The sequence below is a fragment of the Microbacterium sp. B19(2022) genome (assembly GCF_012030385.1).
In the GTDB taxonomy this organism is placed as follows: Bacteria; Actinomycetota; Actinomycetes; order Actinomycetales; family Microbacteriaceae; genus Microbacterium; species Microbacterium oxydans_B.
Genome location: NZ_JAAUVO010000001.1, coordinates 1 through 23,546, shown reverse-complemented (window position 1 = coordinate 23,546; position 23,546 = coordinate 1). Strand labels below are relative to the sequence as shown.

25 protein-coding genes are annotated in these 23,546 nt (G+C 69.7%); 16 read left to right on the top strand and 9 right to left on the bottom strand.

From position 1 onward, the window contains the following. Positions 1–53: 53 nt before the first annotated feature. The 3 genes from HCX50_RS00120 (at position 54) to HCX50_RS00115 (ending at position 4,144) form a co-directional block, all read left to right on the top strand. Positions 54–3,314: a proline dehydrogenase family protein gene (locus HCX50_RS00120; RefSeq protein WP_237682258.1), complete on the top strand. Its 3,261-nt coding sequence runs from the start codon at positions 54–56 to the stop codon at positions 3,312–3,314. Beyond that, positions 3,254–3,712 carry a hypothetical protein gene (locus tag HCX50_RS19770; protein WP_237682257.1) on the top strand — a complete coding sequence of 153 codons (459 nt, stop codon included), beginning with the start codon at positions 3,254–3,256 and terminating at the stop codon, positions 3,710–3,712. The genes HCX50_RS00120 and HCX50_RS19770 overlap by 61 nt, the downstream gene beginning before the upstream one ends. A 177-nt stretch (positions 3,713–3,889) precedes the next feature. Then, complete coding sequence (locus HCX50_RS00115; protein WP_091031386.1) at positions 3,890–4,144, top strand: hypothetical protein; 255 nt, start codon at positions 3,890–3,892, stop codon at positions 4,142–4,144. Positions 4,145–4,182: 38 nt separating this feature from the next. Here the strand turns inward: HCX50_RS00115 and HCX50_RS00110 are convergent, their stop codons facing one another. Continuing rightward, complete coding sequence (locus tag HCX50_RS00110) at positions 4,183–4,797, bottom strand: hypothetical protein (RefSeq protein WP_140403312.1); 615 nt, start codon at positions 4,795–4,797, stop codon at positions 4,183–4,185. A 196-nt stretch (positions 4,798–4,993) separates the two neighbouring features. After that, positions 4,994–5,314 (bottom strand): hypothetical protein, encoded by a 321-nt coding sequence (locus HCX50_RS00105; RefSeq protein WP_091031380.1) that lies wholly within the window; start codon positions 5,312–5,314, stop codon positions 4,994–4,996. 120 nt (positions 5,315–5,434) lie between these two features. On the opposite strand from HCX50_RS00105, the gene HCX50_RS00100 reads away from it, so the two are divergent. The 5 genes from HCX50_RS00100 (at position 5,435) to rocD (ending at position 9,373) form a co-directional block, all read left to right on the top strand. Next, positions 5,435–5,869, top strand: coding sequence for a hypothetical protein (locus HCX50_RS00100; protein ID WP_091031377.1), 435 nt, complete (start codon positions 5,435–5,437; stop codon positions 5,867–5,869). Continuing rightward, positions 5,869–6,108, top strand: coding sequence for a helix-turn-helix transcriptional regulator (locus HCX50_RS00095; RefSeq protein ID WP_091031373.1), 240 nt, complete (start codon positions 5,869–5,871; stop codon positions 6,106–6,108). The genes HCX50_RS00100 and HCX50_RS00095 overlap by 1 nt, the downstream gene beginning before the upstream one ends. Continuing rightward, complete coding sequence (locus HCX50_RS00090; RefSeq protein ID WP_167632587.1) at positions 6,105–7,106, top strand: NAD(P)-dependent alcohol dehydrogenase; 1,002 nt, start codon at positions 6,105–6,107, stop codon at positions 7,104–7,106. The genes HCX50_RS00095 and HCX50_RS00090 overlap by 4 nt, the downstream gene beginning before the upstream one ends. Before the next feature lie 171 nt (positions 7,107–7,277). Then, the gene (gene ddaH / locus HCX50_RS00085; protein ID WP_167632586.1) at positions 7,278–8,156 is read left to right on the top strand and encodes a dimethylargininase; all 879 of its coding nucleotides are present in this window, start codon (positions 7,278–7,280) and stop codon (positions 8,154–8,156) included. Beyond that, the gene (gene rocD, locus HCX50_RS00080; RefSeq protein WP_337748836.1) at positions 8,153–9,373 is read left to right on the top strand and encodes an ornithine--oxo-acid transaminase; all 1,221 of its coding nucleotides are present in this window, start codon (positions 8,153–8,155) and stop codon (positions 9,371–9,373) included. Before ddaH ends, rocD begins: the two co-directional genes overlap by 4 nt. A gap of 96 nt (positions 9,374–9,469) precedes the next feature. On the opposite strand, the gene HCX50_RS00075 is transcribed toward rocD, so the two are convergent. The 3 genes from HCX50_RS00075 to HCX50_RS00065 form a co-directional block, all read right to left on the bottom strand. Further along, positions 9,470–9,757, bottom strand: coding sequence for a hypothetical protein (locus HCX50_RS00075; RefSeq protein WP_029262133.1), 288 nt, complete (start codon positions 9,755–9,757; stop codon positions 9,470–9,472). A 63-nt stretch (positions 9,758–9,820) separates the two neighbouring features. Further along, positions 9,821–11,158: an MFS transporter gene (locus tag HCX50_RS00070; protein ID WP_167632772.1), complete on the bottom strand. Its 1,338-nt coding sequence runs from the start codon at positions 11,156–11,158 to the stop codon at positions 9,821–9,823. 5 nt (positions 11,159–11,163) lie between these two features. Then, positions 11,164–11,604, bottom strand: a complete 441-nt coding sequence (locus tag HCX50_RS00065) for a MarR family winged helix-turn-helix transcriptional regulator (protein WP_167632585.1) — start codon at positions 11,602–11,604, stop codon at positions 11,164–11,166. 59 nt (positions 11,605–11,663) lie between these two features. Between HCX50_RS00065 and HCX50_RS00060 the strand changes: the two genes are divergently transcribed. From HCX50_RS00060 to HCX50_RS00035, 6 genes are all read left to right on the top strand, one after another. Next, positions 11,664–12,401, top strand: a complete 738-nt coding sequence (locus HCX50_RS00060; RefSeq protein ID WP_167632584.1) for a copper homeostasis protein CutC — start codon at positions 11,664–11,666, stop codon at positions 12,399–12,401. Positions 12,402–12,434: 33 nt separating this feature from the next. Beyond that, positions 12,435–13,292 (top strand): alpha/beta fold hydrolase, encoded by an 858-nt coding sequence (locus HCX50_RS00055; RefSeq protein WP_167632583.1) that lies wholly within the window; start codon positions 12,435–12,437, stop codon positions 13,290–13,292. A 176-nt stretch (positions 13,293–13,468) separates the two neighbouring features. Then, complete coding sequence (locus HCX50_RS00050) at positions 13,469–14,206, top strand: DUF1684 domain-containing protein (protein WP_091031350.1); 738 nt, start codon at positions 13,469–13,471, stop codon at positions 14,204–14,206. Between the two features lie 68 nt (positions 14,207–14,274). Next, positions 14,275–15,324 carry a lipoate--protein ligase family protein gene (locus HCX50_RS00045; RefSeq protein ID WP_091031347.1) on the top strand — a complete coding sequence of 350 codons (1,050 nt, stop codon included), beginning with the start codon at positions 14,275–14,277 and terminating at the stop codon, positions 15,322–15,324. Then, complete coding sequence (locus tag HCX50_RS00040; RefSeq protein WP_167632582.1) at positions 15,303–16,295, top strand: DNA methyltransferase; 993 nt, start codon at positions 15,303–15,305, stop codon at positions 16,293–16,295. The genes HCX50_RS00045 and HCX50_RS00040 overlap by 22 nt, the downstream gene beginning before the upstream one ends. A 50-nt stretch (positions 16,296–16,345) precedes the next feature. Beyond that, on the top strand, positions 16,346–17,857 hold the full coding sequence (locus HCX50_RS00035; RefSeq protein ID WP_091031345.1) for a carboxylesterase/lipase family protein: 1,512 nt from the start codon (positions 16,346–16,348) through the stop codon (positions 17,855–17,857). Between the two features lie 20 nt (positions 17,858–17,877). Here HCX50_RS00035 and HCX50_RS00030 read toward each other — a convergent pair whose 3' ends face one another. From HCX50_RS00030 to HCX50_RS00020, 3 genes are read right to left on the bottom strand one after another with little or no spacing between them, the layout of a single operon-like run. Then, positions 17,878–18,225, bottom strand: coding sequence for a cupin domain-containing protein (locus HCX50_RS00030; protein WP_091031342.1), 348 nt, complete (start codon positions 18,223–18,225; stop codon positions 17,878–17,880). Next, positions 18,222–19,625, bottom strand: a complete 1,404-nt coding sequence (locus HCX50_RS00025; protein ID WP_167632581.1) for an NAD(P)/FAD-dependent oxidoreductase — start codon at positions 19,623–19,625, stop codon at positions 18,222–18,224. The genes HCX50_RS00030 and HCX50_RS00025 overlap by 4 nt, the downstream gene beginning before the upstream one ends. 28 nt (positions 19,626–19,653) lie before the next feature. Next, complete coding sequence (locus HCX50_RS00020) at positions 19,654–20,121, bottom strand: Lrp/AsnC family transcriptional regulator (protein ID WP_029262144.1); 468 nt, start codon at positions 20,119–20,121, stop codon at positions 19,654–19,656. Positions 20,122–20,221: 100 nt separating this feature from the next. Here HCX50_RS00020 and HCX50_RS00015 point away from each other — a divergent pair, with 100 nt between their 5' ends. After that, positions 20,222–21,673, top strand: coding sequence for a gamma-aminobutyraldehyde dehydrogenase (locus HCX50_RS00015; protein WP_167632580.1), 1,452 nt, complete (start codon positions 20,222–20,224; stop codon positions 21,671–21,673). Between the two features lie 31 nt (positions 21,674–21,704). On the opposite strand, the gene HCX50_RS00010 is transcribed toward HCX50_RS00015, so the two are convergent. Beyond that, positions 21,705–22,397, bottom strand: a complete 693-nt coding sequence (locus HCX50_RS00010) for a M23 family metallopeptidase (RefSeq protein ID WP_237682256.1) — start codon at positions 22,395–22,397, stop codon at positions 21,705–21,707. 867 nt (positions 22,398–23,264) lie between these two features. Here HCX50_RS00010 and HCX50_RS00005 point away from each other — a divergent pair. Beyond that, the coding region (locus HCX50_RS00005) for a hypothetical protein (RefSeq protein WP_167632579.1) at positions 23,265–23,546 on the top strand (282 nt) is incomplete at its 3' end.

Genomic DNA, 23,546 nt, shown 5'->3' with positions numbered 1-23,546 from the left:
GAGAGGGGTGCGGGCTCCCGGCCTGCGAGGGTATGCAGACCTAGGGTGGACACATGGCAGAGTCGTCGTCTTCTCCGGCGGATGCCGTGGCATCCGCACCCCTCGCTGACCGTGCCGTCGAGCTTGCTCGGCGGTGGGCGATCGAGGCCGCCGCGATCGAACCCGACCCCGCTGCCGCCCGTCTCGCCGGAGTGCTGCAGGACGCGAACGGGCTGCCGTTCACTCTCGGCTTCGTCGACGGTGTCATGCGCCCCGAGAGCCTGAGCGCCGCGGCCTCGCAGCTGCACCGCATCGCGCCGATCGTGCCCGAGTTCCTGCCCTGGTACCTGCGCTCGGTGGTGCGTCTCGGCGGGGGAGTCGCGCCGATCCTGCCGTCGCCGGTCGTGCCGATCGCGCGGAAGGTGCTGCGCGACATGGTCGGGCATCTCATCGTCGATGCGCGGCCCGCCAAACTCGAAGCCGCCATCGAACGCATCACGGCCACGGGCTCGCGCCTGAACCTCAACCTGCTGGGCGAAGCCGTACTGGGCGAGGCCGAGGCGAAGCGCCGGCTCGACGGCATCCACGAGCTGATCCGACGGCCCGATGTCGACTACGTCTCGGTCAAGGTCTCGGCCATCGTCAGCCACCTGTCGATGTGGGCGTTCGACGAGATCGTCGACGAGGTGGTGGAGAGGTTGCTCCCGCTGTACCTCACGGCGGCGGCGGACGGCACCTTCATCAACCTCGATATGGAGGAGTACCGCGACCTCGACCTGACGATCGCGGTGTTCACGCGCATCCTCGAAGACCCTCGGCTCGCCGGGCTCGAAGCCGGGATCGTGCTGCAGGCGTACCTGCCCGACGCCCTGCCCGCCCTGCAGGAGCTGACCGCCTGGTCGCAGGACCGCGTCGCGCACGGCGGCGCCCGCATCAAGGTGCGCCTCGTCAAGGGAGCCAACCTCGCGATGGAGCAGGTCGAGGCGCGGATGCACGGCTGGACCCCCGCGACCTACGACACCAAGCTCGACACCGACGCGAACTACCTGCGCTGCCTGGACTGGGCCCTGCGCCCCGAGCACGCCGCCGCGGTGAAGGTCGGCGTCGCCGGGCACAACCTGTTCGGTATCGCCTACGCGTGGCTGCTCGCCGGCGAGCGGGATGTGCGCGAGGCCGTCGAGTTCGAGATGCTGCTCGGCATGGCGCAGGGGCAGGTGCAGGCCGTCTCGCGCGAGGTCGGGCCCGTGCTGCTGTACGTGCCCGTGGTGGCACCCGCCGAGTTCGACGTCGCGATCAGCTACCTGGTGCGCCGGCTCGAAGAGAACGCGTCGCCGGACAACTTCCTCTCCGCCGCATTCCGACTCGGCGAGGACGAGGCCCTGTTCGTGCGGGAGCAGGACAGGTTCCTCGACGCACTCGACCGGTCGGACGATCCCACTCTGTGGACCGGACCGCGTCGCACGCAGGATCGGAGCGCGCCCGTGCACGAAGCGCTGCGCCCCTCGCCCGTGTCACCGCTGCCGGAGACCGACCTCACCCAGGCCGTACTCGGCATCTCGCGCGGCTCCGAAGACGGCGGCGGTCGCGAGGCCTTCCTCGAGACCGCCGTGTACTCCGCTCGTGAGTTGGAGCAGGATGCCGGTGGTGCCCCGGGCTTCTCGAACACCGTCGACAGCGACCCCGCCCTGCCGGTGAACCGCGACTGGGCGCGCGAGGTGCGGGAGCGTATCGGCGCATCCGAGCTCGGTGACGCCACGATCGCGGCCGCTCGCATCGACGACGCGGAATCCCTGGAGCAGATCGTGCAGGGGGTCCGCGGTGCGGCTCCGGCGTGGGGTGGGCGTCCCGCCGCCGAGCGGGCCGAGGTGCTGCTGCGCGCCGCCGCCGCCCTGGAAGCCCGACGCGGTGACCTGATCGAGGTCGCCGCCTCCGAGACCGGCAAGATCTTCGCCGAGGCCGACATCGAAGTGAGCGAGGCCGTCGACTTCGCCCGGTACTACGCGGCCACCGCGCGCGAGCTCGACGCGATCGCCGGCGCCGTGTTCGTCCCGGCATCCGTCACCGTCGTCGCGCCGCCGTGGAACTTCCCGCTCGCGATCCCCGCCGGCGGAGTGCTCGCCGCGCTCGCCGCGGGTTCGGGTGTCGTCTTCAAACCGGCACCGCAGGCCCGCCGCTGCGCCGCAGTGATCGCGGAGACGCTGTGGCAGGCGGGCATCCCGCGCGATCTGCTCGCGCTCGTCGACATCGAAGAGGGAAAGCTCGGTCGCGAGCTCATCACCCACGACGCGGTCGACCGCGTGATCCTCACCGGCGCGTGGGACACCACCGCGCTGTTCCGCTCCTGGCGTCCCGACCTGGCGCTGCTCGCCGAGACCAGCGGCAAGAACGCGATGATCATCGCCCCCTCGGCCGACCTCGACCTGGCCGTCGCCGACCTGGTGAAGAGCGCCTTCGGGCACGCGGGGCAGAAGTGCTCGGCCGCCTCCCTCGCGATCCTCGTCGGCCCCGTCGGCCGTTCACCGCGGTTCAAGCGGCAGCTCGCGGATGCCGTGCGCTCGCTGCACGTGGGCCCGCCCACCGATCCGCTCGCCGAGGTCGGCCCCGTGATCGAGCCGCCGCAGGGCAAGCTCGCCTGGGCGCTGAGCGAGCTCGAGGGCGAGGAGCAGTGGCTGATCGAGCCCGCGCTCACGGCCGGCGACGACGGCAGCGGGCGGCTGTGGCGGCCCGGCATCCGCGTCGGCGTGCAGTCGGGGTCGCGCTTCCACACCGAGGAATTCTTCGGGCCGGTGCTCGGCATCATGCACGCACCGACCCTCGAGAAGGCCGTCGAGCTGCAGAACGCCGTCGCCTATGGGCTCACCGCCGGGCTGCACACGCAGGATCCGGGCGACCTCGCCTTCTGGCTCGACCGCGTGCAGGCGGGCAACCTCTACGTGAATCGCGGCATCACCGGGGCGATCGTGCAGCGGCAGCCGTTCGGCGGCTGGAAGCGGTCGGCCGTCGGACCCGGCGCCAAGGCGGGTGGCCCGAACTACCTGATCGGCCTCGGATCCTGGCGCTCGCAGCCGGGCGGACCGGCATCCAGCACCCTGCATCTGCGCGGGCTCGACTCCCGCATCACGGCGCTCATCGAGTCGGCGCAGTCGTCGCTGGAGTACGAGAAGTTCGAGTGGCTGCGGCGCTCTCGGATGCCCTGGCGTGGGACCGCGAGTTCGGGCAGGTGCGCGACGTGTCGCACCTCGGTGTGGAGCGGAACCTGTTCCGGTACCGACCGGTGCCGGTCGAGATCCGGGCGACGGAGGATGCGGCCCTGCAGGATCTGCTGCGCGTCGTGATCGCGGGCGTGCGCTCGGGTGCGGCCTTCGTGCTCTCGACGCCGGTCGGCCTGCCCGGCGATGTGCGCCGCGCGCTCGGTGACCTCGATGCCTCGGTCTTCCTCGAGACCGACGAGGAGTGGATGCAGCGGATGCTCCGCGAGGAGGATGTCGTGGAGGGCGTCGTCGCGCTGCCGGTGAGCGACCGGGTGCGTCTGGTCGGCGGTCGTGCCGCGGTCGCCGCGCTGCACACGGCCCTGGCGACGGCATCGGGGGGTGATCCCGACCTCGCGGTGTACGACGGCGAGGTCACAGCGGCCGCCCGGATCGAGCTGCTGCCGTTCGTGCACGAGCAGTCGATCTCGATCACCGCGCACCGCTACGGCAACCTCGACCCCTGGAGCAGCGACGTGATCTGAGGACTTCGCCGGCGTACGGGTGCCCGCCGAGCACCCGAGCACCGTCGTATGAAACCTTTGAGCATGGGCTGCCGGCGCGGTCACGTGCGGTGCCTTACCCTTGTCGTGCTCGAGCGTTGACGTGTGCGGCGTGAGCCACAAGAAAGCGCCGAGCACGGGTAGAGCCAGGGAGGCGAAATGGATCACGCTCCACGTGAGGTCGACGAACGCGATACACAGTGGGAGAAATCGGCGCTGGATCTCAGGGTTTTCATCCAGGACACCGAGGGGCGCCGAGAGACCTTTGACCTTGATGAAACGACTCTGGATGCTGCAGAGCAGTGGGCCGCGTCTCGTGCTGACCGCACGTCTGCCATCTCTATCGCGATGCGGGCGGTAGACGATCAGGGACGCTTGGGGCTGGTGTGGCTGATCGCGGATGCTGAGGATTGATCGCTGGGGCCAGCCGATCGAGCGGCTGGCCCCAGTCGTCAACCCGCGGTGGTGTCGAGGAAATAGACCGCGGAGGTGTCGTTCCCTGACTTGAATCCCACGGGGTCTGTGATGTCCACGATTGAGGTGCCCTGCCAGAATCCCTTGCCCTGTTTACCGCCAAGGCCCTCCCAGGGCACATAGAACGTCTCCGTGGCGCCGTTGACCACCATGCTCCGCCCCTCGGCGGACTCGAATCTCGACTGCCAGTTGACGTCATCGGTGTCGGTTGGGCTGTCCGCGGGGATGTGATAGAGCGCAGCTTTTACCTGGATGTAGACAGTTGACGGGTACGCGCCCTCGCCCGTGCAGTTCACGCGAGTCTTGTAGATGACTCCACCGGCGCCCACAGATATGTGAGGCGCGTTTGCTTTCACCGTGCATGCGACGAGATAAGAAGCTCCTCGTAGAGTGATCGACTCAGTGGCACCGCTTCCCGTCTCCGCTGGCTGACCGGTGATCTCAGGGGTATAGAACAGCTCCTCATCGGTGTAGTGACTGCGGAGCTCATCCGGTGTGAGCGAACCTGGACCTGGCTCTTCCGTGGCATATGCGCTCGACGCACCTCCGATAGACGCGCAAACTAGCAGCACAGTTGCAAGCAGCGGCTTCATTGAATTTCGCATTCTTCCTCCGGTCTGTATGGCATTTAGGGCGACCTTATCGACGGACTACTCGCTTGGGATGGCCCAATGAGATCGCATTCCGATGTATCGGACCATCGCCCTTTCGGGCGGCGCTCAGGGCGGCGTCAGCCCGATTCGCTCCGAGGCGGGATGCGACCGCGTGGCCGTGCGGTCGGAATGCGCCTCAGGTGGTGGCGAGGATCAGTAGTGCTGCTGTGACCAGCGCTCCGACGAGGGCCGTGCCGAACGTCGCCCAGCTCGTTACGCGTCGTTTCGTTCGGCTGGAGCGCGCGGACAGCGTTGCAATGGCGCCGCCGCAGAGCGAGACGAGGCAGAAGACGAGGGCTGTGACGTTGGCTGCGTCCTTGAGGCTCGGCGAATGGCCGGGCATATTGACAGTCGCAATCGTGACAGCCACGGAAGCGGCGAGTGTTCCGCTCGCCACGATGCCCGCGAGAAGCCACAGCAGTGCGATCGATTTCCTCACCCGATCATCATGCGTCATCGGATCGGCCTCGCGATGCGCGACCGGACGACGGGGCGAGATGAGTGTGTAAAGAATTCTTGACACGGCCGCATCGGCGGCGTAGCGTGAGTGTCAAGAATCTTTTACATCGGAGGCATCATGGTCTACGAGGAACGCAACGCCTGGGCGGGACTCATCGTCAGCCCGATCGCGCTGGTCGTCTACGTCGTGCTGGTGCTGCAGCAAGCCGGGGGAGGGCCACTCACCGCCGTCGACTGGTTCCCGCTCATGCTGTGGACGATCGGCGGAGGCATCGTCGCGACGATCGTGATCAGCATCGTCTGGGGCATCCTCGCCGGGATGAGGGACCCGGACGGCGCCGGCCGCTCCGACATCCGCGACCGTGACATCGGCCGCATGGGCGGCCGGGTCGAGCAGGCCTTCGTCGTGATCGCCGGGCTCGGGGTCATCGCACTGTGCGCGGTCGGCGCCGATGTGTTCTGGATCGCGAACACCATGTACCTCGGCTTCGCGGTGTCCGCGCTCGTCGGGGGCATCGCCCGCGTGATCGCCTACCGGCGGGGGCTCGTCTGATGGTGAAGCCGACCCTCGTCTCGAACAGCATCCGCGCGCATCGCGAGCAGGCCGGGCTCACCCAGGCCGAACTCGCCCGCACCGTCGGCGTGACGCGGCAGACGCTCATCGCCATCGAGCAGCAGAAGTACTCGCCCACGCTGGAGCTGGCGTTCCAGATCGCGCGGGCGTTCGGGGTCGGGATCGACGACCTGTTCGCCTACCCCGCCCCACCCGCATCCGGAGGAGCATCATCATGACCGAGACGATGAACGCCTGGCGACGCGAGACCTACGGCCCGTCATCCGGGGTGAACCTCGAGCAGATCCCGGTGCCGGCGCCGCACCGCGGCGAAGTGCTCCTGAAGGTCCGGGCCACTTCCCTGAACGCGGGTGACGTGCGGCTGCTGCTGGGCGATCCACTCCTCGTGCGCCCGGTCTTCGGCCTCACCCGTCCGAAGCATCCGGTGCGCGGGATGGAAGTCGCCGGCACCGTCGTTGCGGTCGGGCCCGACGTGGTGAGCGCCGAGATCGGCGAGGAGGTCGTGGGCGAGCTGGTCGGCGGCGGAGGACTCGCCGAGTACGTGCGCGTTCCCGCCTCCCGACTCGTGCCGATCCCGCCCGACATCACGCCCGAGGCCGCATCCTCCCTCCCCATCGCCGGAGGCACCGCGTGGCAGGCCCTGGACCTGGCGGGCGTCGGCTTGCGCGGGGGTGAGGCGCCTCGGGTGCTGATCATCGGCGCATCCGGTGGCGTCGGCACGTTCGCGGTGCAGCTCGCCGCCCTCCGTGGCGCCGAAGTCTGGGCCACGTGCAGCGCCCGCAATGCACCGCTGGTCGAGCGCCTCGGCGCCGTGCGCACATTCGACCATCGCGTGTCGCCGCTGAGCGAGATCCCGGCTGGCCGCTTCGACGCGATCGTCGACATCGCCGGAGGGATGCCGCTGCGCGAGCTGCAGCGCCTCGTCGGGCACGGCGGCCGGATCGTGCTGGTCACGGGCGATGGCGGCCACGTGCTGGGTCCCATCCCGCGGATGCTGCGCGCCGCGGTCCTGTCGATCGGCTCGCGGAGCATCCGTCCCCTCGCCGCGACGCCGCGACCCGAGGTCCTGGCCAAGCTCCTCGAACTCGTCGCCGACGGCCGCATCGTGCCCGTGATCGAGCGCGAGTATCCGTTCGCGGAAGCATCCGCCGCCCTCGCCCACCTCGAGGCCGGGCACACCGTGGGGAAGATCGTGGTCCGCGCCTCGGGGGTCTGAGCGCCTCGGATGGAGCGCGGCTCTGGCGGCGTACAGGGGGTGGGTGACACAATGGACTCCGGCGTGCCCGAGTCGCATCTTCCCCGTCGCCGGCTCTGAACGAGCAGCGGGTCGAAGGACCGTCGGGCCCCAGGACAGCGTCCGCCGCGCCCGTCCATTCGAGGAGCATCCATGTCGACGCCTGAAGCCGCCGTCACCACAGCACCCGCCCGCACCGCGCACCGCCGTCACTACCTGATGTGCAAGCCGGAGCACTTCACCGTGAACTACTCCATCAACCCGTGGATGGAGCCGTCGCGGCCCACCGACACCGCCAACGCCGTGGCGCAGTGGCAGAAGCTGCACGACCTGTACCTCGAGCTCGGCCACACCGTCGAGCTCATCGAGCCGCTCGCCGGCTACCCCGACATGGTCTACACGGCCAACGGCGGATTCCTGATCGACGGTCGCGCGTACGTGCCCGAGTTCCGTTTCGTCGAGCGCCAGGGCGAGTCGCCGGCCTTCGCCGACTGGTTCCGCGCCGCAGGCTACGACACCGTGATGCCGAAGGAGGTCAACGAGGGCGAGGGTGACTTCCTGCTCGTCGGAGACGTGATCCTGGCCGGCACCGGCTTCCGCTCCACCGGAGACAGCCACCGCGAGGTCGGCGAGGTCTTCGGCCGCGAGGTCGTCTCGCTGAACCTCGTCGACCCGCGTTTCTACCACCTCGACACCGCCATCGCCGTGCTCGACCCGGTGCAGGGCACAGACAACGGCGGCCCCGAGCGCGCGAACATCGCCTACCTCCCCGGCGCCTTCGACGACGCCAGCCGCGCCGAGCTGGAGAGGCGCTTCCCCGACGCGATCCTCGTGTCGGACGAAGACGGTTCGGTGTTCGGCCTCAACTCGGCGAGCGACGGCTACAACGTGATCATCTCGCCGCGCGCCAAGGGCTTCGAGAAGCAGCTGCGCGAGCGCGGCTACAACCCGATCACCGTCGACCTCTCCGAGCTGCTGCTCGGCGGCGGCGGCATCAAGTGCTGCACGCTCGAGCTGCGGGGCACGAAGTGACCGCGGTCGACATCGCGAACGAGGGCGAGGCCACCGAGGTCGTCGCCGAGCCGCACGTCGCGCACAACTACCACCCGCTGCCGGTGAACATCGCCCGCGGTGAGGGCGCCTGGGTGACGGATGTCGAGGGCAAGCGCTACCTCGACCTGCTCGCCGCGTACTCGGCCGTGAACTTCGGGCACCGGCATCCGGCGCTCGTGGCCGCGCTCACCGAGCAGCTCGGCCGGGTCACACTCGTCAGCCGCGCGTTCCAGAGCGACCGGCTCGAGCCGTTCGCCGCGGCGCTCGCAGAGCTCGCCGGCAAAGACCTGGTGCTGCCGATGAACACCGGCGCCGAGGCGGTCGAGACCGGCATCAAGGTCGCCCGCGCCTGGGGCTACCGGGTCAAGGGGATCGCTGCGGGCAAGGCGCGCATCATCGTCGCTGCCGGCAACTTCCACGGCCGCACGACCACGATCGTCAGCTTCAGCGACGACGAGCAGGCTCGTGATGACTTCGGTCCGTACACGCCCGGCTTCGACGTCGTGCCGTACGGCGACGCGGAGGCCATCGCCGCGGCCATCACCGACGACACGGCCGCCGTGCTCGTCGAGCCCATCCAGGGTGAGGCCGGCGTCGTGATCCCGCCGGAGGGATACCTGCGCCGCATCCGCGAGATCTGCGACGAGAAGAACGTTCTGTTCATCGCCGACGAGATCCAGGCGGGGCTCGGCCGCGTCGGCGAGACGTTCGCGTGCGATCGCGAGGGCGTCGTGCCGGACCTGTATCTGCTGGGCAAGGCTCTCGGCGGCGGCATCCTCCCCGTCTCAGCCGTGGTCGGGAACACCGATGTGCTCGGTGTCATCCGTCCGGGCGAGCACGGTTCGACCTTCGGTGGCAACCCGCTGGCCGCGGCCGTCGGTCTGCGCGTGGTCGAGATGCTGCAGACCGGTGAGTTCCAGGAGCGCGCGCGGGCACTCGGTGCGCACCTGGAGCAGGCGCTGCAGCCGCTGATCGGACACGGCGTGACCGCCGTGCGCATCGCGGGCCTGTGGGCGGGCGTCGACATCGATCCCGCCCGGGGAACGGGTCGCGAGATCGCCGAGAAGCTGCTCGATCGGGGTGTGCTCGTCAAGGACACGCACGGTCAGACGGTGCGCATCGCGCCGCCCCTCGTGATCCGCGCGACCGAGCTCGACTGGGCGGTGGAGCAGCTCAAGCTCGTCCTCGGCGCGTAGTACTCAGCGTCAGGCCGGTGTGACGGGCAGCGCCACCGCAGGGGGGAGGCCGTCTCTGGGGGAGACGGCTGCGGTGACGCTGCCCTCTCGGAGCGCTCAGGCCGGTGGGGAATCCGGGTCGAGCGTCTTCAACGTGTCTTCCTCGGCCGCGTTGTCGGCGTCGAGTTGGTCTTCGGTCCCCTCGTCGCCCCCGAGGGCAGAGCGGTGGCCCTGGCCGGCATCGCCCTGGATGGCGCCGCCGGTCGATTCGCCGCGCGAGCTGTCGCCCTGGATCGCGCCGCCGGTGCCGTCGCCCTGACCGGCATCCTCATCGGGGACGCCGACGCCGGGAGCGCCCTCGGCCGGGTCCTGCGGGTGGGGTGTGCGTTCCGTGTTGTCGTCCATGTACCGACGGTACGTACGCCAGGTGCACTCCGTAGAGGGCGTTGACAAACCGAGCAAAGAGGCTCAGCCCTCGAGGTCGTTCCTCTTCGCCGTGCGGATGGGCGTGGTGACGGCTGCTTCGTCGCTGAACTCGATCGGGTCGGGCCGCTCGACCACACTCAGCGGGCGGGTCTCGTCGAGGGTGAGCAGGAAGCGGCGGTTCTCGGCGCGGCGCAGGCGGCCCGAGGTCGCCACCCAGATCACCCCGATCGCGCAGGCGACGAATCCGGCCGTACCGCCGAGCATGATGGCCGCGCGCGGACCGAAGGAGTCGGCGACCCACCCGGCGATGGGAGCACCCACGGGGGTCGAGCCCATGATGACGGCCATGTACAGGGCGAGCACGCGTCCGCGTAGCGCCGGCTCGGTCGTGATCTGCACGTACCCGTTGGCGGTGGTGAGCAGCGTCACGATCATGAAGCCGGTGAAGGTCAGGGTGACGGCATACGAGGCATACGTCGGCATGGCGGATGACACGAACGCGGCGATGCCGAATCCGCCGGCGGCGAGGATCACCACGCGCACCCGCGCGCGGTCACGGCGAGCCGCGAGCAGCGCGCCGATCAGCGAGCCGATCGCGAGCACCGAGCTGAGCACGCCGTAGCCGTCGGCGCCCGCGCCGAACTCGAGCGCCATGGTCGAGGCGAAGATCGGGAAGTTCATGCCGAACGCGCCGATCAGGAACACCGTGACGAACACGACCCGCAGGTCGCTGCGCCCCCACACGTAGCGGAACCCGGCCGCGAGTCCGCCGCGGCTGCGGTTCTTCAGCCGTGGCGCGAGCAGGCCGGTGCGCAGCATCGACAGCGCGAGGATCATCGCGAGGAAGGTCGCGGCGTTCACGATGAAGACCCAGCCGGAGCCGATCGCCACGATCAGCAGACCGCCGACCGCCGGGCCGACCATGCGGGCGAGGTTGAAGGATGCCGAGTTCAGGGCGACCGCGTTCGAGGTGTCGCCCGTCGACACCATGTCGGAGACGAACGCCTGCCGGGCCGGAGCGTCGAACGCGTTCACGACGCCGAAACCGAGCGCGAAGGCGAACATCATCGGCAGGGTCATCACATCGTTGAGCAGCAGCACGCCGACCGCGATGGCCAACCCCAGCAGTGCCGACTGGGTGGCGAAAAGGATGTGCCGTCGATCGAAGCGGTCGGCCACCCATCCGGTGAGGCTCACCAGCACGAGCGGCGGACCGAACTGCAGCGCCATGGTGACGCCCATCGCGGTGGCGTCGTTGTCGGTCAGCTCGGTGAGCACGACCCAGTCCTGGGCGGTGGCCTGCATCCAGCCGCCGACGTTCGAGACGAGGGCGCCGGCGAACCAGATGCGGTAGTTGATGTTCGCGAAGGAACGGAACATGGCGCTCATCGCTCCACCACCCGTCGCATCAGCGCACTGGCTTCTCGGAGAGTGGTGAGCTCGGCCTCGGTGTACTCGACCTCGCGCAGCATGTCGGCCAGCAGCTCGTCGCGGCGGCGGATCGTCTCGACGACGAGCTCGACGCCGGCGTCGGTGATGTCGACCTGCACGCGGCGGCGATCTTCTTCATCGGGAGTGCGCACCACGAAGCCCTGCTCCTCGAGACCGTTGATGGTGCTGGTCATCGACGGTGCGGTCACGCGCTCGCGCACGGCGAGGGTCGAGATCGTGCGGCGGCCGTTCATGCGCAGGTCGGCGAGCACCGCCAGCTGGGCATCGCTCATCGAGTCGGCGGCCCGGGCGCAACGGAGGCGGCGGGCCAGGCGGAACGTGGCCATGCGCAGGTCTGTGGCGGTGAGGGCGAGGGATTCATCGGACGCAGGCATTACTTAGATAGCCTATCTAATTTTTCTGACACTGTCCCGGCGGCGGGCACAATGGAGGAGTGACCCGAACACTCGCCTTGGAAATCGCCGTGCAGGACCCCGCCGGAGTGCGCATCGCCGCTGAGATCGGCGCCGACCGCGTCGAGCTCGCCACGGCCCTCGCCCTCGGTGGACTGACCCCGTCTCCCGCCACGCTCGAGCTGGCGGTCGAGGCCGCCGGAGCGGACGGACCGGAGGTGCACGTGCTCGTCCGGCCGCGCGGCGGCGGGTTCCACTACACCGACGACGAGCTGGCGGTCACCGAGCGCGACGTGCGCCGAGCGATCGCTGCGGGTGCCACCGGCGTCGTCATCGGTGCGCTCGACGCGGAGGGTCGCCTCGACCTGTTCGCCATGGCGCGGCTGCGCGATGCCGCGGGCGGAGCACCCGTCACCCTGCACCGCGCCATCGACGTGACGGCCGACCCCGTGGCGACGCTGCGCAGCGCCCGCGAGCTCGGTCTGCGCCGCGTGCTGACCTCGGGTGGCGCGTCCGCCGCGATCGACGGCATCGACACCCTGCGCGCACTCGTCGCCGCGGCCGAGGGCGAGATCGAGATCATGGCCGGCAGTGGAGTCGACGTCGCCAGTGCGCCGGTGCTCGCCGCGGCGGGGGTGGACGCGATCCACTTCTCCGCGAAGCGCTCGGTGGTCGAAGACGGTGGCGTGCGGATGGGCTCCGCCGCCGACGGCGTCGGCGGCTACGAGGTCACCGACCGCGACATCGCCTTCGCGATCCGGGATGCCGTCGCACGGTAGGCGCTCTCGGCCCGCGGTCGCTAGGCTCGCAGCGTGACGGATACGCGTGAGTTCACCGACGCCCATGGCGTGGCCATCGTCTACGACGTGCATCCGGCTGCGGGTACTCCGCGCGGAGTCGTGCAGCTCCTGCACGGCGTCGGCGAGCATGCCGGACGATACGGCGCCCTGATCGGCGCCCTCACCGGCGCGGGTTTCCACGTCTACGCCGACGATCACCGGGGCCACGGCCGCACGGGCATCCGTCAGCACGGCGGACCCGAGAAGCTGGGGCGACTCGGCATCGGCGGACTCCGCGCGGCCGAGGATGCGATCTGGCAGCTGACCGGGATCATCCGCGACGAGAACCCTGACCTGCCGCTGGTGCTGCTGGGCCACTCGTGGGGTTCGTTCCTGGCGCAGATGCTCGTGAACCACCACCCGGAGGCGTGGGATGCGGTGATCCTCTCGGGCTCCGCGCTGCGCACGCCCGGGTTCCTCAACGCGGCACCCCTGAACGCGCGGTGGGCGAAAGACGAAGACGCCACCGGGCTCGAATGGCTCAGCCGCGATCCCGCCGTATGGGCCGCGTTCGCCGACGATCCGCTCACGACCGACGTCCCGCTGCTCAAGCTCTTCGGTCCGATCGAGGCCGCGCGGCTCTACGGGCGTCCGGCCAAGGACCTGGGTCGCGACATCCCGATGCTGCTCCTCGTCGGTCGCGACGACCCGGTGGGCGGACCCCGCAGCGTGCACAAGCTCGCCGACGAGTACCGCAGCCGTTCCGGGCTCACCGACATCACGACCCTGGTGTACCCGGATGCGCGGCACGAGATCTTCGCCGAGCTGCAGCAGGAAGAGGTGCGCGCCGACGTGCTCGCCTGGCTCGACGCGCACATCCCCGCGCGCTGAGAACCGTCCATCGCATTCCCGCTTCCGCGCGGTGTGACGCGGCGTTACGCCCGGTGAAGGCGTGTGACGGACCCGTTCTCCGGGCTCGGTGACGACCGTAGATTCGGGTCAGTATTCCGCGCAGGAGCGAGGAGTGCGCCGCTGTGCGGTGCCCTCGCACGGGAGGGACCGCACCGATGAGCTTCGTGAAGGACTGGCAGGACTGGCACGCGTCGCGCGAGCGCTACGCAGGGTCGGAGTACGGTCCGTCGGCTCTCGAGTCGACGAACTGGCTCATCACGGAGGCGGCGGCGGTCGACGGCATCCCCGGGCTCTGGGCGCTGACCGGCGACGGCGGCATCCGGGGGAGCGAGCTGGGTCAGACGGGATCGACCGTGGTGCTGCGCGGTTCGGAGAGCGTCCGCCTCGGCCGGCGTGAGCTACGGGTGTTCGATCGCCACGGTGCGCTGGCGCTGCGGGTGCTGAATCCGGCACGGCCGCAGCGCGAGTGGTTCACCGCGATCGACGCCTACGCGCCCGACGAGCGTTGGCGACTCCCCGCGGTGTTCGAGGCGACGCCCGACGAGCAGATCCTGATCACGTCGGTCGACGGTGAGGCCCGGGAGACGCCGGTCGCCGGGCGGTTGCGGTTCGAGCTGGCGGGGGCAGCCCAGACGCTGACCGTCACCAGGAACGGACAGGGGGCGTTGAGCGCGGTCTTCGCCGACGGCACCAACGGTCTGGAGACGTACCGCTTCCGGTTCCTGCCGGTCGACGAGCCCGCCGCCGACGGCACGGCCGTGATCGACTTCAACCGCGCCTACCTGCCGCCGTGCGCGTTCTCGGACCAGTACGTCTGCCCGCTGCCGCCCGCCGGCAACCGGTACTCGACGCCGATCCGCGCCGGGGAGCGCGTGGTGGTGCTCGGGGGCTGATCCATCCGGTGGTTGCTCCGCCACGGCTGAGCCGCCGGATCGGGGCTCTCGCGCCTTAAGCTGGAACCGTGCACGGTGAATACAAGGTCCCAGGTGGAAAGCTCGTCGTCGTCGACCTCGAGATCGAGGACGACCGGATCGCCCGCTTCCGCCTCGCCGGCGACTTCTTCCTCGAGCCGGACTCGGCGCTGGACGACATCAACGCCGCGGTCAACGGGCTGCCCGCCGAGACGGACTCGACGGCGATCGCCGCGGCCGTCCGCAGTGCCCTTCCGGATGGCGCTCAGCTGCTCGGCTTCTCGCCCGAAGCCGTCGGCACCGCCGTGCGCCGTGCGCTCGTGACGGCCCCGGGGTGGCGCGACTTCGACTGGGAGATCGTGCACGACCAGGCGGTCTCGCCGCGCATGAACCTCGCCCTCGACGAGGTGCTCACCGCCCGGGTGGGCGAGGGGCGCCGGCGTCCCACCCTGCGCATCTGGGAGTGGAACGAGTCGGCCGTCGTGATCGGGTCGTTCCAGTCGTACCGCAACGAGGTCGACCCCGAAGGCGCCGCACGGCACGGGTTCGACGTGGTCCGCCGCATCTCCGGCGGCGGGGCGATGCTCATGGCCGCGGGGCAGATCATCACGTACTCGCTGTATGTGCCGGCATCGCTCGTCGCAGGCATGACCTTCGCCGACTCCTACGCCTTCCTCGACGACTGGGTGCTGCAGGCGCTGCGGTCGCTCGGCATCGACGCGGTCTACCAGCCGCTCAACGATATCGCGAGCCCGACCGGCAAGATCGGCGGTGCCGCGCAGAAGCGCCTCGCGAACGGGGGAGTGCTGCACCACGCGACCCTGTCGTATGACATCGACGGCCAGGTCATGACCGAGGTGCTGCGCATCGGCCGCGAGAAGCTCAGCGACAAGGGCACCACGTCCGCCGCCAAGCGCGTCGACCCGCTGCGTAGCCAGACCGGACTCGAGCGCGCCGAGATCATCGAGCGTTTCAAGGACACCTTCCGCTCGCTGACCGACGCCGAGACGGGGTCGATCACGGCCGACGAGTATGCCGACGCGGAGGCTCTCGTCGAGTCGAAGTTCGCCACCGAGGCGTGGCTGCATCGGGTGCCGTGACCGCGGGCGCGGTCACCATCATCGAGGGCGACAACCTCGCCGTCGCGGCGACCCTGCCGTCGGGTTCCTTCACGCTCGTGTACCTCGACCCGCCGTTCAACACCGGCAGGACGCAGGGGCGACAGGTGGTCACCGCGCGCCGGACGTTCACAACTCCTCAAGAATCTGAGCCGGTCGCAGGTGCTGCCACGGAATCCGGCGACCAGGAGGGGGCGACAGTCGCAGATCTGAGGAGTTCTGAACCGCCGGAGCCCGCGCCCGCGACCGTGCCGGAGCCGGCGCTCGAGGTGCGGCACGGGTTCCACGGGCATGCCTACGAGCGGGTGCGCGGGATGCTGCGCGCCTACGACGACCGCTTCGACGACTACGGCTCCTTCCTGATGCCCCGGCTCGAGGAGGCCTGGCGGCTGCTCGCCGACGACGGCACCCTGTACCTGCACCTCGACTACCGCGAGGCGCACTACGCCAAGGTCATGCTCGACGCCGTGTTCGGTCGGGACTGCTTTCTCAACGAGCTCATCTGGGCGTACGACTACGGGGCGAAGTCGCGCAGCCGCTGGCCCACCAAGCACGACACGATCCTCGTCTACGTGAAGAATCCGCGGGAGTACGTCTTCAACTCCGAAGAGGTCGACCGCGAGCCGTATATGGCGCCGGGACTGGTCACCGCCGAGAAGGCCGCGCGCGGCAAGCTGCCGACCGACGTCTGGTGGCACACGATCGTCCCGACGACCGGACGCGAGAAGACCGGCTATCCCACGCAGAAGCCGGAGGGGATCCTCCGCCGCATCGTGACCGCCTCGAGTCGCCCCGGCGACCGGGTGCTCGACCTCTTCGCCGGTAGCGGCACGACCGGGGCCGTGGCCTCGGCGCTCGGTCGTGACGCCGTGCTGGTCGATGACAACCCCGAGGCGATCGGGGTCATGACGACGCGGATGCCGCACGCTGAGGTCACATCGATCCTCGGCTGAGGGCGTTCGCGGTGCCGCCGCTCGCCGCCTGCGACCAGGAGAATGCTGTGATGACCGATACCGACTTCGAGACGACCCCCGAGTTCGTCGAGGTGACGACCGCCGCAGGACGGGTGCGCGGCCGCTGGCGTCCGACCACCGGGGGGCGCGGTAATCCGCGGTCGGCGGCATTCCTGGGCATCCCCTTCGCGGAGGCTCCGATCGGCGAGCTGCGCTTCCAGGCGCCCGTGCCGAAGGCACCGTGGGAGGGTGTGCGCGACGCGCTCGAGTTCGCCGCCACCGCGCAGCGCGGCGATCCCGGCGTCACGCTCATCCCCGAGCCGAGCGTCGAGGGCGAGTCGACACTCAACGTCAACGTGTTCACGTCGAGTCCGACCCGCGCCGAGCAGGGAACCGGGATGCCGGTGCTCGTCTGGATCCACGGGGGCGGGTACTTCGCCGGCTCGCCCGCGAGCGTCTGGTACGACGGCCGCAACTTCAACCGCGACGGCGTCGTGACCGTGTCGATCTCGTACCGCCTCGGCTTCGACGGTTTCGGCTGGATCGAGGATGCTCCGTCGAACCGTGGCGTGCGCGACTGGCTGCTCGCGCTGGAATGGGTGCAGCAGAACATCGCCGCGTTCGGCGGAGACCCGTCGCGCGTGACGATCGCCGGTCAGTCCGCGGGTGGCGGTGCCGTGCTGACCCTGCTCGGCATGGAGCTGGCGCAGCACCTGTTCCACGGTGTCTACTCGATCTCGGGTGCGCTCGCCGATGTCTCCTCCGCCCGCGCCGAGACGTTCGGCCGCGGACTCGCTGCCGCCTGCGGGGTCGAGCCGACCGTCGCCGGGTTCTCGTCGCTGGACGAGGAGCGTGTGCTCGAGCTGCAGAAGAAGGCGACCGAGCTCGGGCCGTCGTCGGTCGGCAGCATGATCGAGGAGGGGCTGCCGCTCGGGCCGAGCATCGACGGCGATCTGCTGCCGCGGTCGACGCGCGAGGCGCTCGCCGCGGGCATCGGCGCCGACAAGCCGCTCGTGCTCGGCGCGACCGACGACGAGTTCACCATGGTGTTCTCGGATGCGGCGAAGAAGCTCCGTTGGGTGCCCCGGTCGCTCCTGCTGGGAAAGCTCGGGCTGCCGAAGGCCGCGCGCCGCGAGTACCTCGCCGCCAACGCCGACATCACGGGCCTCGGCAATGCCCGCATCGCCGGACGGCTGCTGACCGACCGGATGTTCCGCTCGGCGCTGCTGAAGGTCGTCGCCGATCGCGGGGCCGCGCCGACCTGGGTGTACCGGTTCTCGTGGCCGTCGGGGCGCTTCGGTTTTGCGGAGCACTGCCTCGACGTGCCGTTCTTCTTCGACTGCCTCGACGGGCCCGCGATCGAGCCGCTCGCCGGCCCGAACCCGCCGCAGCAGCTGGCCGATGAGGTGCACGGGGCGGCGGTCGCGTTCCTCGTCGACGGCGACCCCGGCTGGCCGCGTCATCAGGGGAGTGCGGGCATCGTCCGGGTCTACGACACTCCCACCCGCGACGTCCGCGATGCCTACGCCTCCGTGCGCCCGCTGCTGGGCGAGTCGTCCTGACGATCTGAGCCGACCTGCCGTCAGGCCACGTACACCTTGCGGAGCGTCTCGGTCACGGTCCAGGTCGTGCGCATGCCCTCAGCGAGGCGCACGACCGAGCCGGGGCCGATCTCGAGGTCGGGCAGCCCAGACGAGCCGAACGAGATCGTGGCGCGGCCGCTCAGCACGACGAACACCTCGTCGGCCTCGGTGTCGGTCGCAGTGCCAGGGGTCATCTCCCACACGCCGACCTCGACCCCGCCGAGACTCGCCAACTCGTGCACGGCGGTCGTCGGGGCGCCGGCGAGCACCTCGCCCGCGGGCAACGGCTCGTGCGCGAGTGCGAGACCACGGGCATCCACCCCGCTCCCCGCCGCGAGAGCATTCACGAGTCGAAGCCCATGCCGACGGCGTCGAGCGTCTTGAGGAACAGGTTGCGCTTGCCCTCGTTGTGGTCAGCCCGGTTCATGGCTGCGCGCACCAGGTTCACGCCGATCGAGGCGGCGGGCTCCGGCGGGAACGGAATCGGCTTCTCGCGCACCATCCGCAGCTCGGTGCGTTCGGTCGAATCCTCCGACAGCTTGTCGAGCATGACGTCGGCGGCGAAGCGGGCAGCCCCCACACCCAGTCCGGTGAAGCCGGTCGCATAGGTGACGCGGCCCTTGCGGGCGGTGCCGAAGAACGCGCAGAAGCGGCTCGACGAGTCGATCGCCCCGGCCCAGCGGTGGGTGAAGCGCACACTCTCCAGCTGCGGGAAGGTCGTGAAGAAGTGCGAGGCGAGCTTGCGGTGACTCTCGATGCGGTCCTCGTACTCGGGGCGCACCTTGCCGCCGTAGTGGTAGACCGCGTCGTAGCCGCCGAACAGGATGCGGTTGTCACCCGTGAGCCGGTAGTAGTGGAACTGGTTCGCGCTGTCGGCGAGGCCCTGCCGGTTCGACCAGCCGATCGACGCGAGCTGTTCGGCGGAGAGCGGCTCGGTCATCAGCACGTAGTCGTAGACCGGCACGGTCATCAGGCGGTTGCGTTTGAGGAGCGAGGGGAACACGTTGGTGCCGAGGGCCACGGCATCCGCGACCACCCGGCCGTTCGGCGTGACCAGCGCGATCGGGCCCGAGCCATCGCCCTCGATGGCGCGCACGATGCTGTGCTCGTACATCTCGACGCCGAGGTCTGCGGCGACGCGTGCCAGCTCGACGCCCAGCTTCGCCGGATGCACCATCGCCGAGCCCTCGCGGTCCCAGGCTCCCGCGAGGAACGTCTCGGAGTGCACCTCCGCCTGCACGGCTTCGCGGTCGAGGAAGCCCGGTTCGTCGCGGAGCCACTCGACCTGGTGCGGCTCGACCGCGACGGCCAGCTGACCGGTGCGCTCGAACTCCGCGTCCATGCCGTAGCGCGCGACGGTCTGCTCGATGCCGTCGAGGTTCTCGTGGCCCAGCTCCTCGAGCCGGTCGATCTCCTCGGGCCACCGGGTCACGCCGTTCTCATGACCGTGGGTGAGGCTCGACTCGCAGAAGCCGCCGTTGCGACCGGACGCCGCCCACGCGATGCGCGAGGCCTCCAGGAGGACGACGCGGCGCTCGGGGTCGCGCTCCTTGGCGCGCACGGCGGTCCACAGTCCGGCGTAGCCGCCGCCGACGATCGCGAGGTCGGCGCGGACCGTGCCGTTCAGGCGCGGATGCGTCGGCCGATCGACATCGTCGAGCCAGAAGACGCGCAGAGCGGTGTCGCGCAGGGAGTCGTCGACGACCCCCTGCGGCGGCTGCCGGCGTTCGAAGACGGTGGTTCCCATGATCACTCCGATGCGTCGGGGGTGCGCCTCAGCGCGTACCCCAGTTGTAGAGGTCTTTGTAGAGGCCCGCGTAGAGCAGGCTCTCGGTGTGGACGATGCCCGGGATGGTGCGGATGCGGGTGGCGATGAGGGTGATCAGGTGCTCGTCGTCCTCGCACACGGCCTCGACGAGGATGTCGAACGTCCCGAGAGTGACGACGACGTAGGCCAGCTCGGGGATCGTGGTGAGCTCTTCAGCGATCGCGCGGGGGTCGCCGGAGACGCGGATGCCGATCATCGACATGCGGTGGAAGCCGAGCTGCATCGGATCGGTGACCGCGACGATCTGGATGATGCCGGCCTCGGTCATCCGCTGCACACGCTGACGGGCGGCCGCCTCGCTGAGCCCCACCTCGCGTGCGATCTCGGCGTAGGGTCGGCGGCCGTCCTCCTGCAGGAGTTCGACGATGCGCTTCGAGATGTCGTCCAGTGCAGGCTGGGCAGGCTTGGGGCTCATCTGTCGATATTGACAGTCATGGCTCGATCCTGCAACTGATTCAGTCGCTGCGTGCGGCCGATATCTTCCGATTCCGCAGGTCGCGAGCTACCATGACGGCATGTCCCGCAGCCTTCTGAAGAACTCCGCGCCGTTGCAGAACTTCATCGGCGGTCGCTACGTGCCCGCGTCCGGGACGGAACGGATGCCGCTCCTCGATCCTGTCACCGAAGCCGCCTACGGTGAACTGCCGATCTCCGACGGTGCCGACGTCGACGACGCCTATGCCGCGGCATCCGCGGCCTTCCCGCTCTGGCGTGACACGACGCCCGCCGATCGACAACTGGCGCTGTTCCGCATCGCCGATGAGATGGAGTCGCGGGCCGAGGAGTTCGCCGACCTGGAATCGCAGGACACCGGCAAGCCGCGTGCGAGCCTCGTCGCCGACGAGATCATGCAGTCGGTCGATCAGCTGCGATTCTTCGCGGGCGCTGCCCGCAGCCTCGAAGGTCGGGCGGCGGGGGAGTACCTCGCCGGGCACACGTCGTTCGTGCGCCGGGAGCCGGTCGGCGTGATCGGTCAGGTGACGCCGTGGAACTATCCGCTGAACATGGCCGTCTGGAAGATCGCGCCTGCGCTCGCCGCCGGGAACACGGTCGTGCTCAAGCCCGCGGAGTCGACGCCGTTGACCACGCTTCTGCTCGCCGAGATCGTCGCGCTGCACACCCCTGCCGGCACTCTGAATGTCGTGCTCGGCGATCGCGACACGGGGGTCGCGCTCGTCGAGCATCCGACCCCGCAGATGGTGGCGATCACCGGTTCGGTACGGGCGGGCATGGCGGTGGCGCGCTCGGCGGCGAACGACGTGAAGCGCGTGCACCTGGAACTCGGTGGCAAGGCGCCCGCGATCGTGTTCGCGGATGCCGTGCTCGAGAAGGCGGTCGACGGGATCATCGCCGGGGCCTTCTTCAACGGCGGACAGGACTGCACGGCGGCCACACGCGTGCTCGTGCACGAGTCGCGGCACGATGAGCTCGTCGCCGCGCTGGTGGCGAGGGCGAAGACGCACGCGCGCACCGGAGGACCGCACGAGGAGGGGGTGCTGTACGGGCCGCTGAGCAGCGCGGCACAGCTCGCTCAGGTGCAGGGTTTCATCGACCGGCTTCCTGCACACGCGACCATCGAGACCGGCGGACGCCGCCAGGGAGACCGGGGCTACTTCTGGGAGGCCACGATCGTGTCGGGCGTGCGGCAGGACGACGAGGTCGTACAGGGTGAGATCTTCGGCCCGGTGCTCACCGTGCAGGCGTTCTCCGACGATGACGAGGCGCTCCAGTGGGCGAACGACGTGCCCTATGCGCTCGCGGCCTCGGTGTGGACGACCGATCACACGCGGGCGATGCGCTTCTCGCGCGACCTCGACTTCGGCTGCGTGTGGATCAACACGCACATCCCGTTCGTGTCGGACATGCCCCACGGCGGGTTCAAGCACTCCGGCTACGGCAAGGACCTCTCGCAGTACGGGTTCGAGGACTACACCCGCATCAAGCACGTGATGAGCGCGCTCGACTGAGCGGCAGCGGCCGGTGGCCGCGTGGACCGGGTCAGCTCACGTGCGTCTGGAGCCAGGGCATCGGGTCGACGGCGACCGTGTTGATGTGGACCTCGAAGTGCAGGCAGGAGCCGAACACGTAGCCGGTCGATCCGACGTCGCCGATGTACTGACCCTCGTCGACGCAGTCGCCGACCTCGACCGCACGGGTTCCGTAGTTCATGTGCGAGTAGACCGTGCTGACGGCCTGTCCGTCGACGATGCTCTCGATCTGGATCGTCACGCCGTAGCCCTGGTAGCTCTCGGTGGAGCGGGAGACGCAGCCCTTCATGGCGGCGTTGATTGGCGTGCCGACGCCGGCTGCGAAGTCCTGGCCGAGGTGAGACCGGCCCGGGCGGGAAGCGCCGAAGCCATCAGTGAACGAGTAGGTCCCGTCTGCCATCGGCATGACGATGCGATCGGCGATGGGGATGTCGACCGCGCTTCCGAGCGGCATGCCGGCAGCGAGTGCGGCCGCGACGGCACGCGAGCGCGTCTCTTCGATCTCTTCGGGCGTCGTCGCCGAGAAGGTCCCGCGCGGGGCGATCTCGGCACGGATCTCGTCTGAGGAGGAGGAAGATGCCGACGTCGGTGTGTAAGACTGCGCGGCGTCGGCAGCGGCCGCCGTGGTGAGGCTGGTGGTGGCGCCGGCGACGACCCCATCGCTGCCGGTGGCGAGCGCGGGCAGTGCGGCGCCGGTGACCATCACACCGATCGCGAACGTGGCGCCGAGCGCCTTGGCCTTCGCCCACGGACGCTTCGCGCGGCGGGGACGGACCGGAGATGCTGCGGGCTTTCGCGCGAGACGCCCTCGCGGGTTCCGGGCGCGGCGGGGCTTGCCGGTGGCCCTCGAGTGCGACGGGCGTGGGGTGTCCGTGGCGGCGGTGGTCGCGGCGACGGGAGACTGCGCGTCTGTGGGGGTGGTCGCGGCGACGGGAGACTGCGCGTCTGTGGGGGTGGTCGCGGCGACGGGAGACTGCGCGTCTGTGGGGGTGCTCGCGGCGACGGGAGACTGCGTCTCGGTGGATGCGTCGGCTGTGCGGGGAGGCTGTGCGTCCGAAGGTGCGTCCGCCGTACGGGGAGCTTCGGGAGTCGTGGGGGCGGAGTTCCGCCGATCGCGCCGCAGCAGCGGGCGGGGTGCGGCAGGCGCTTCTTCGGGGGTGTCCGGGGCGTCGTGAGCGCGCTCGGGTGGCAGGGAATTCGTGACGGAGTCCTTCCGGAGGGCAGATGTACGCGGCGGTCGATCCCCCCGGATGCCACCGTTACCGATCTGTAATTTAGTTGGCGAACCTGTGAGCGTCAAATCGAAGAGCGGATGCTCGGCTCCGTTTCGTCGACGGATGCGCGGTCTCCGTCGACATCGGTATGTGTGATGTCGACGTGGATACTCACACTCTGCCCTGGTGCGGGGTGTCCGTGAGCGTCGCGGCGCACCGTGCCGCCGCGAGTGTGGACAAGGGCCCTGACGTCGTTTCTGTGGAGGGATTGTCGGCGTTTCGCGTGTTTCGGAATATTGCTCTGAACTGGGGTTATCGGCGTTCGAATGTCGGTGGCCCCGGGTTGACTTAGGGGTATGAACAACCCCGTGGAACTGCTCGTCCAGGTCGTCGCTGACCTGGATGCGGTGCTGCGCGCGGACGTGATCGCGGGGCTTGCGGACGACGAGAAGATGCAGGTTTTGCGGGTCGCGGGTGAGGTGCAGCGGCGGGTGGAGGCGGTGGTCGTGGAGACGGTCGCGTCGGTCGATGAGCGTCCGGCGGGGTCGGGTGAGCCGGCGTTCTGTGGGCGATATGGCTGCCGCACGGTGAACGAGTTGTTGCAGCGGGTGTTGCGCACGGATGCGGCGGGTGCGGGG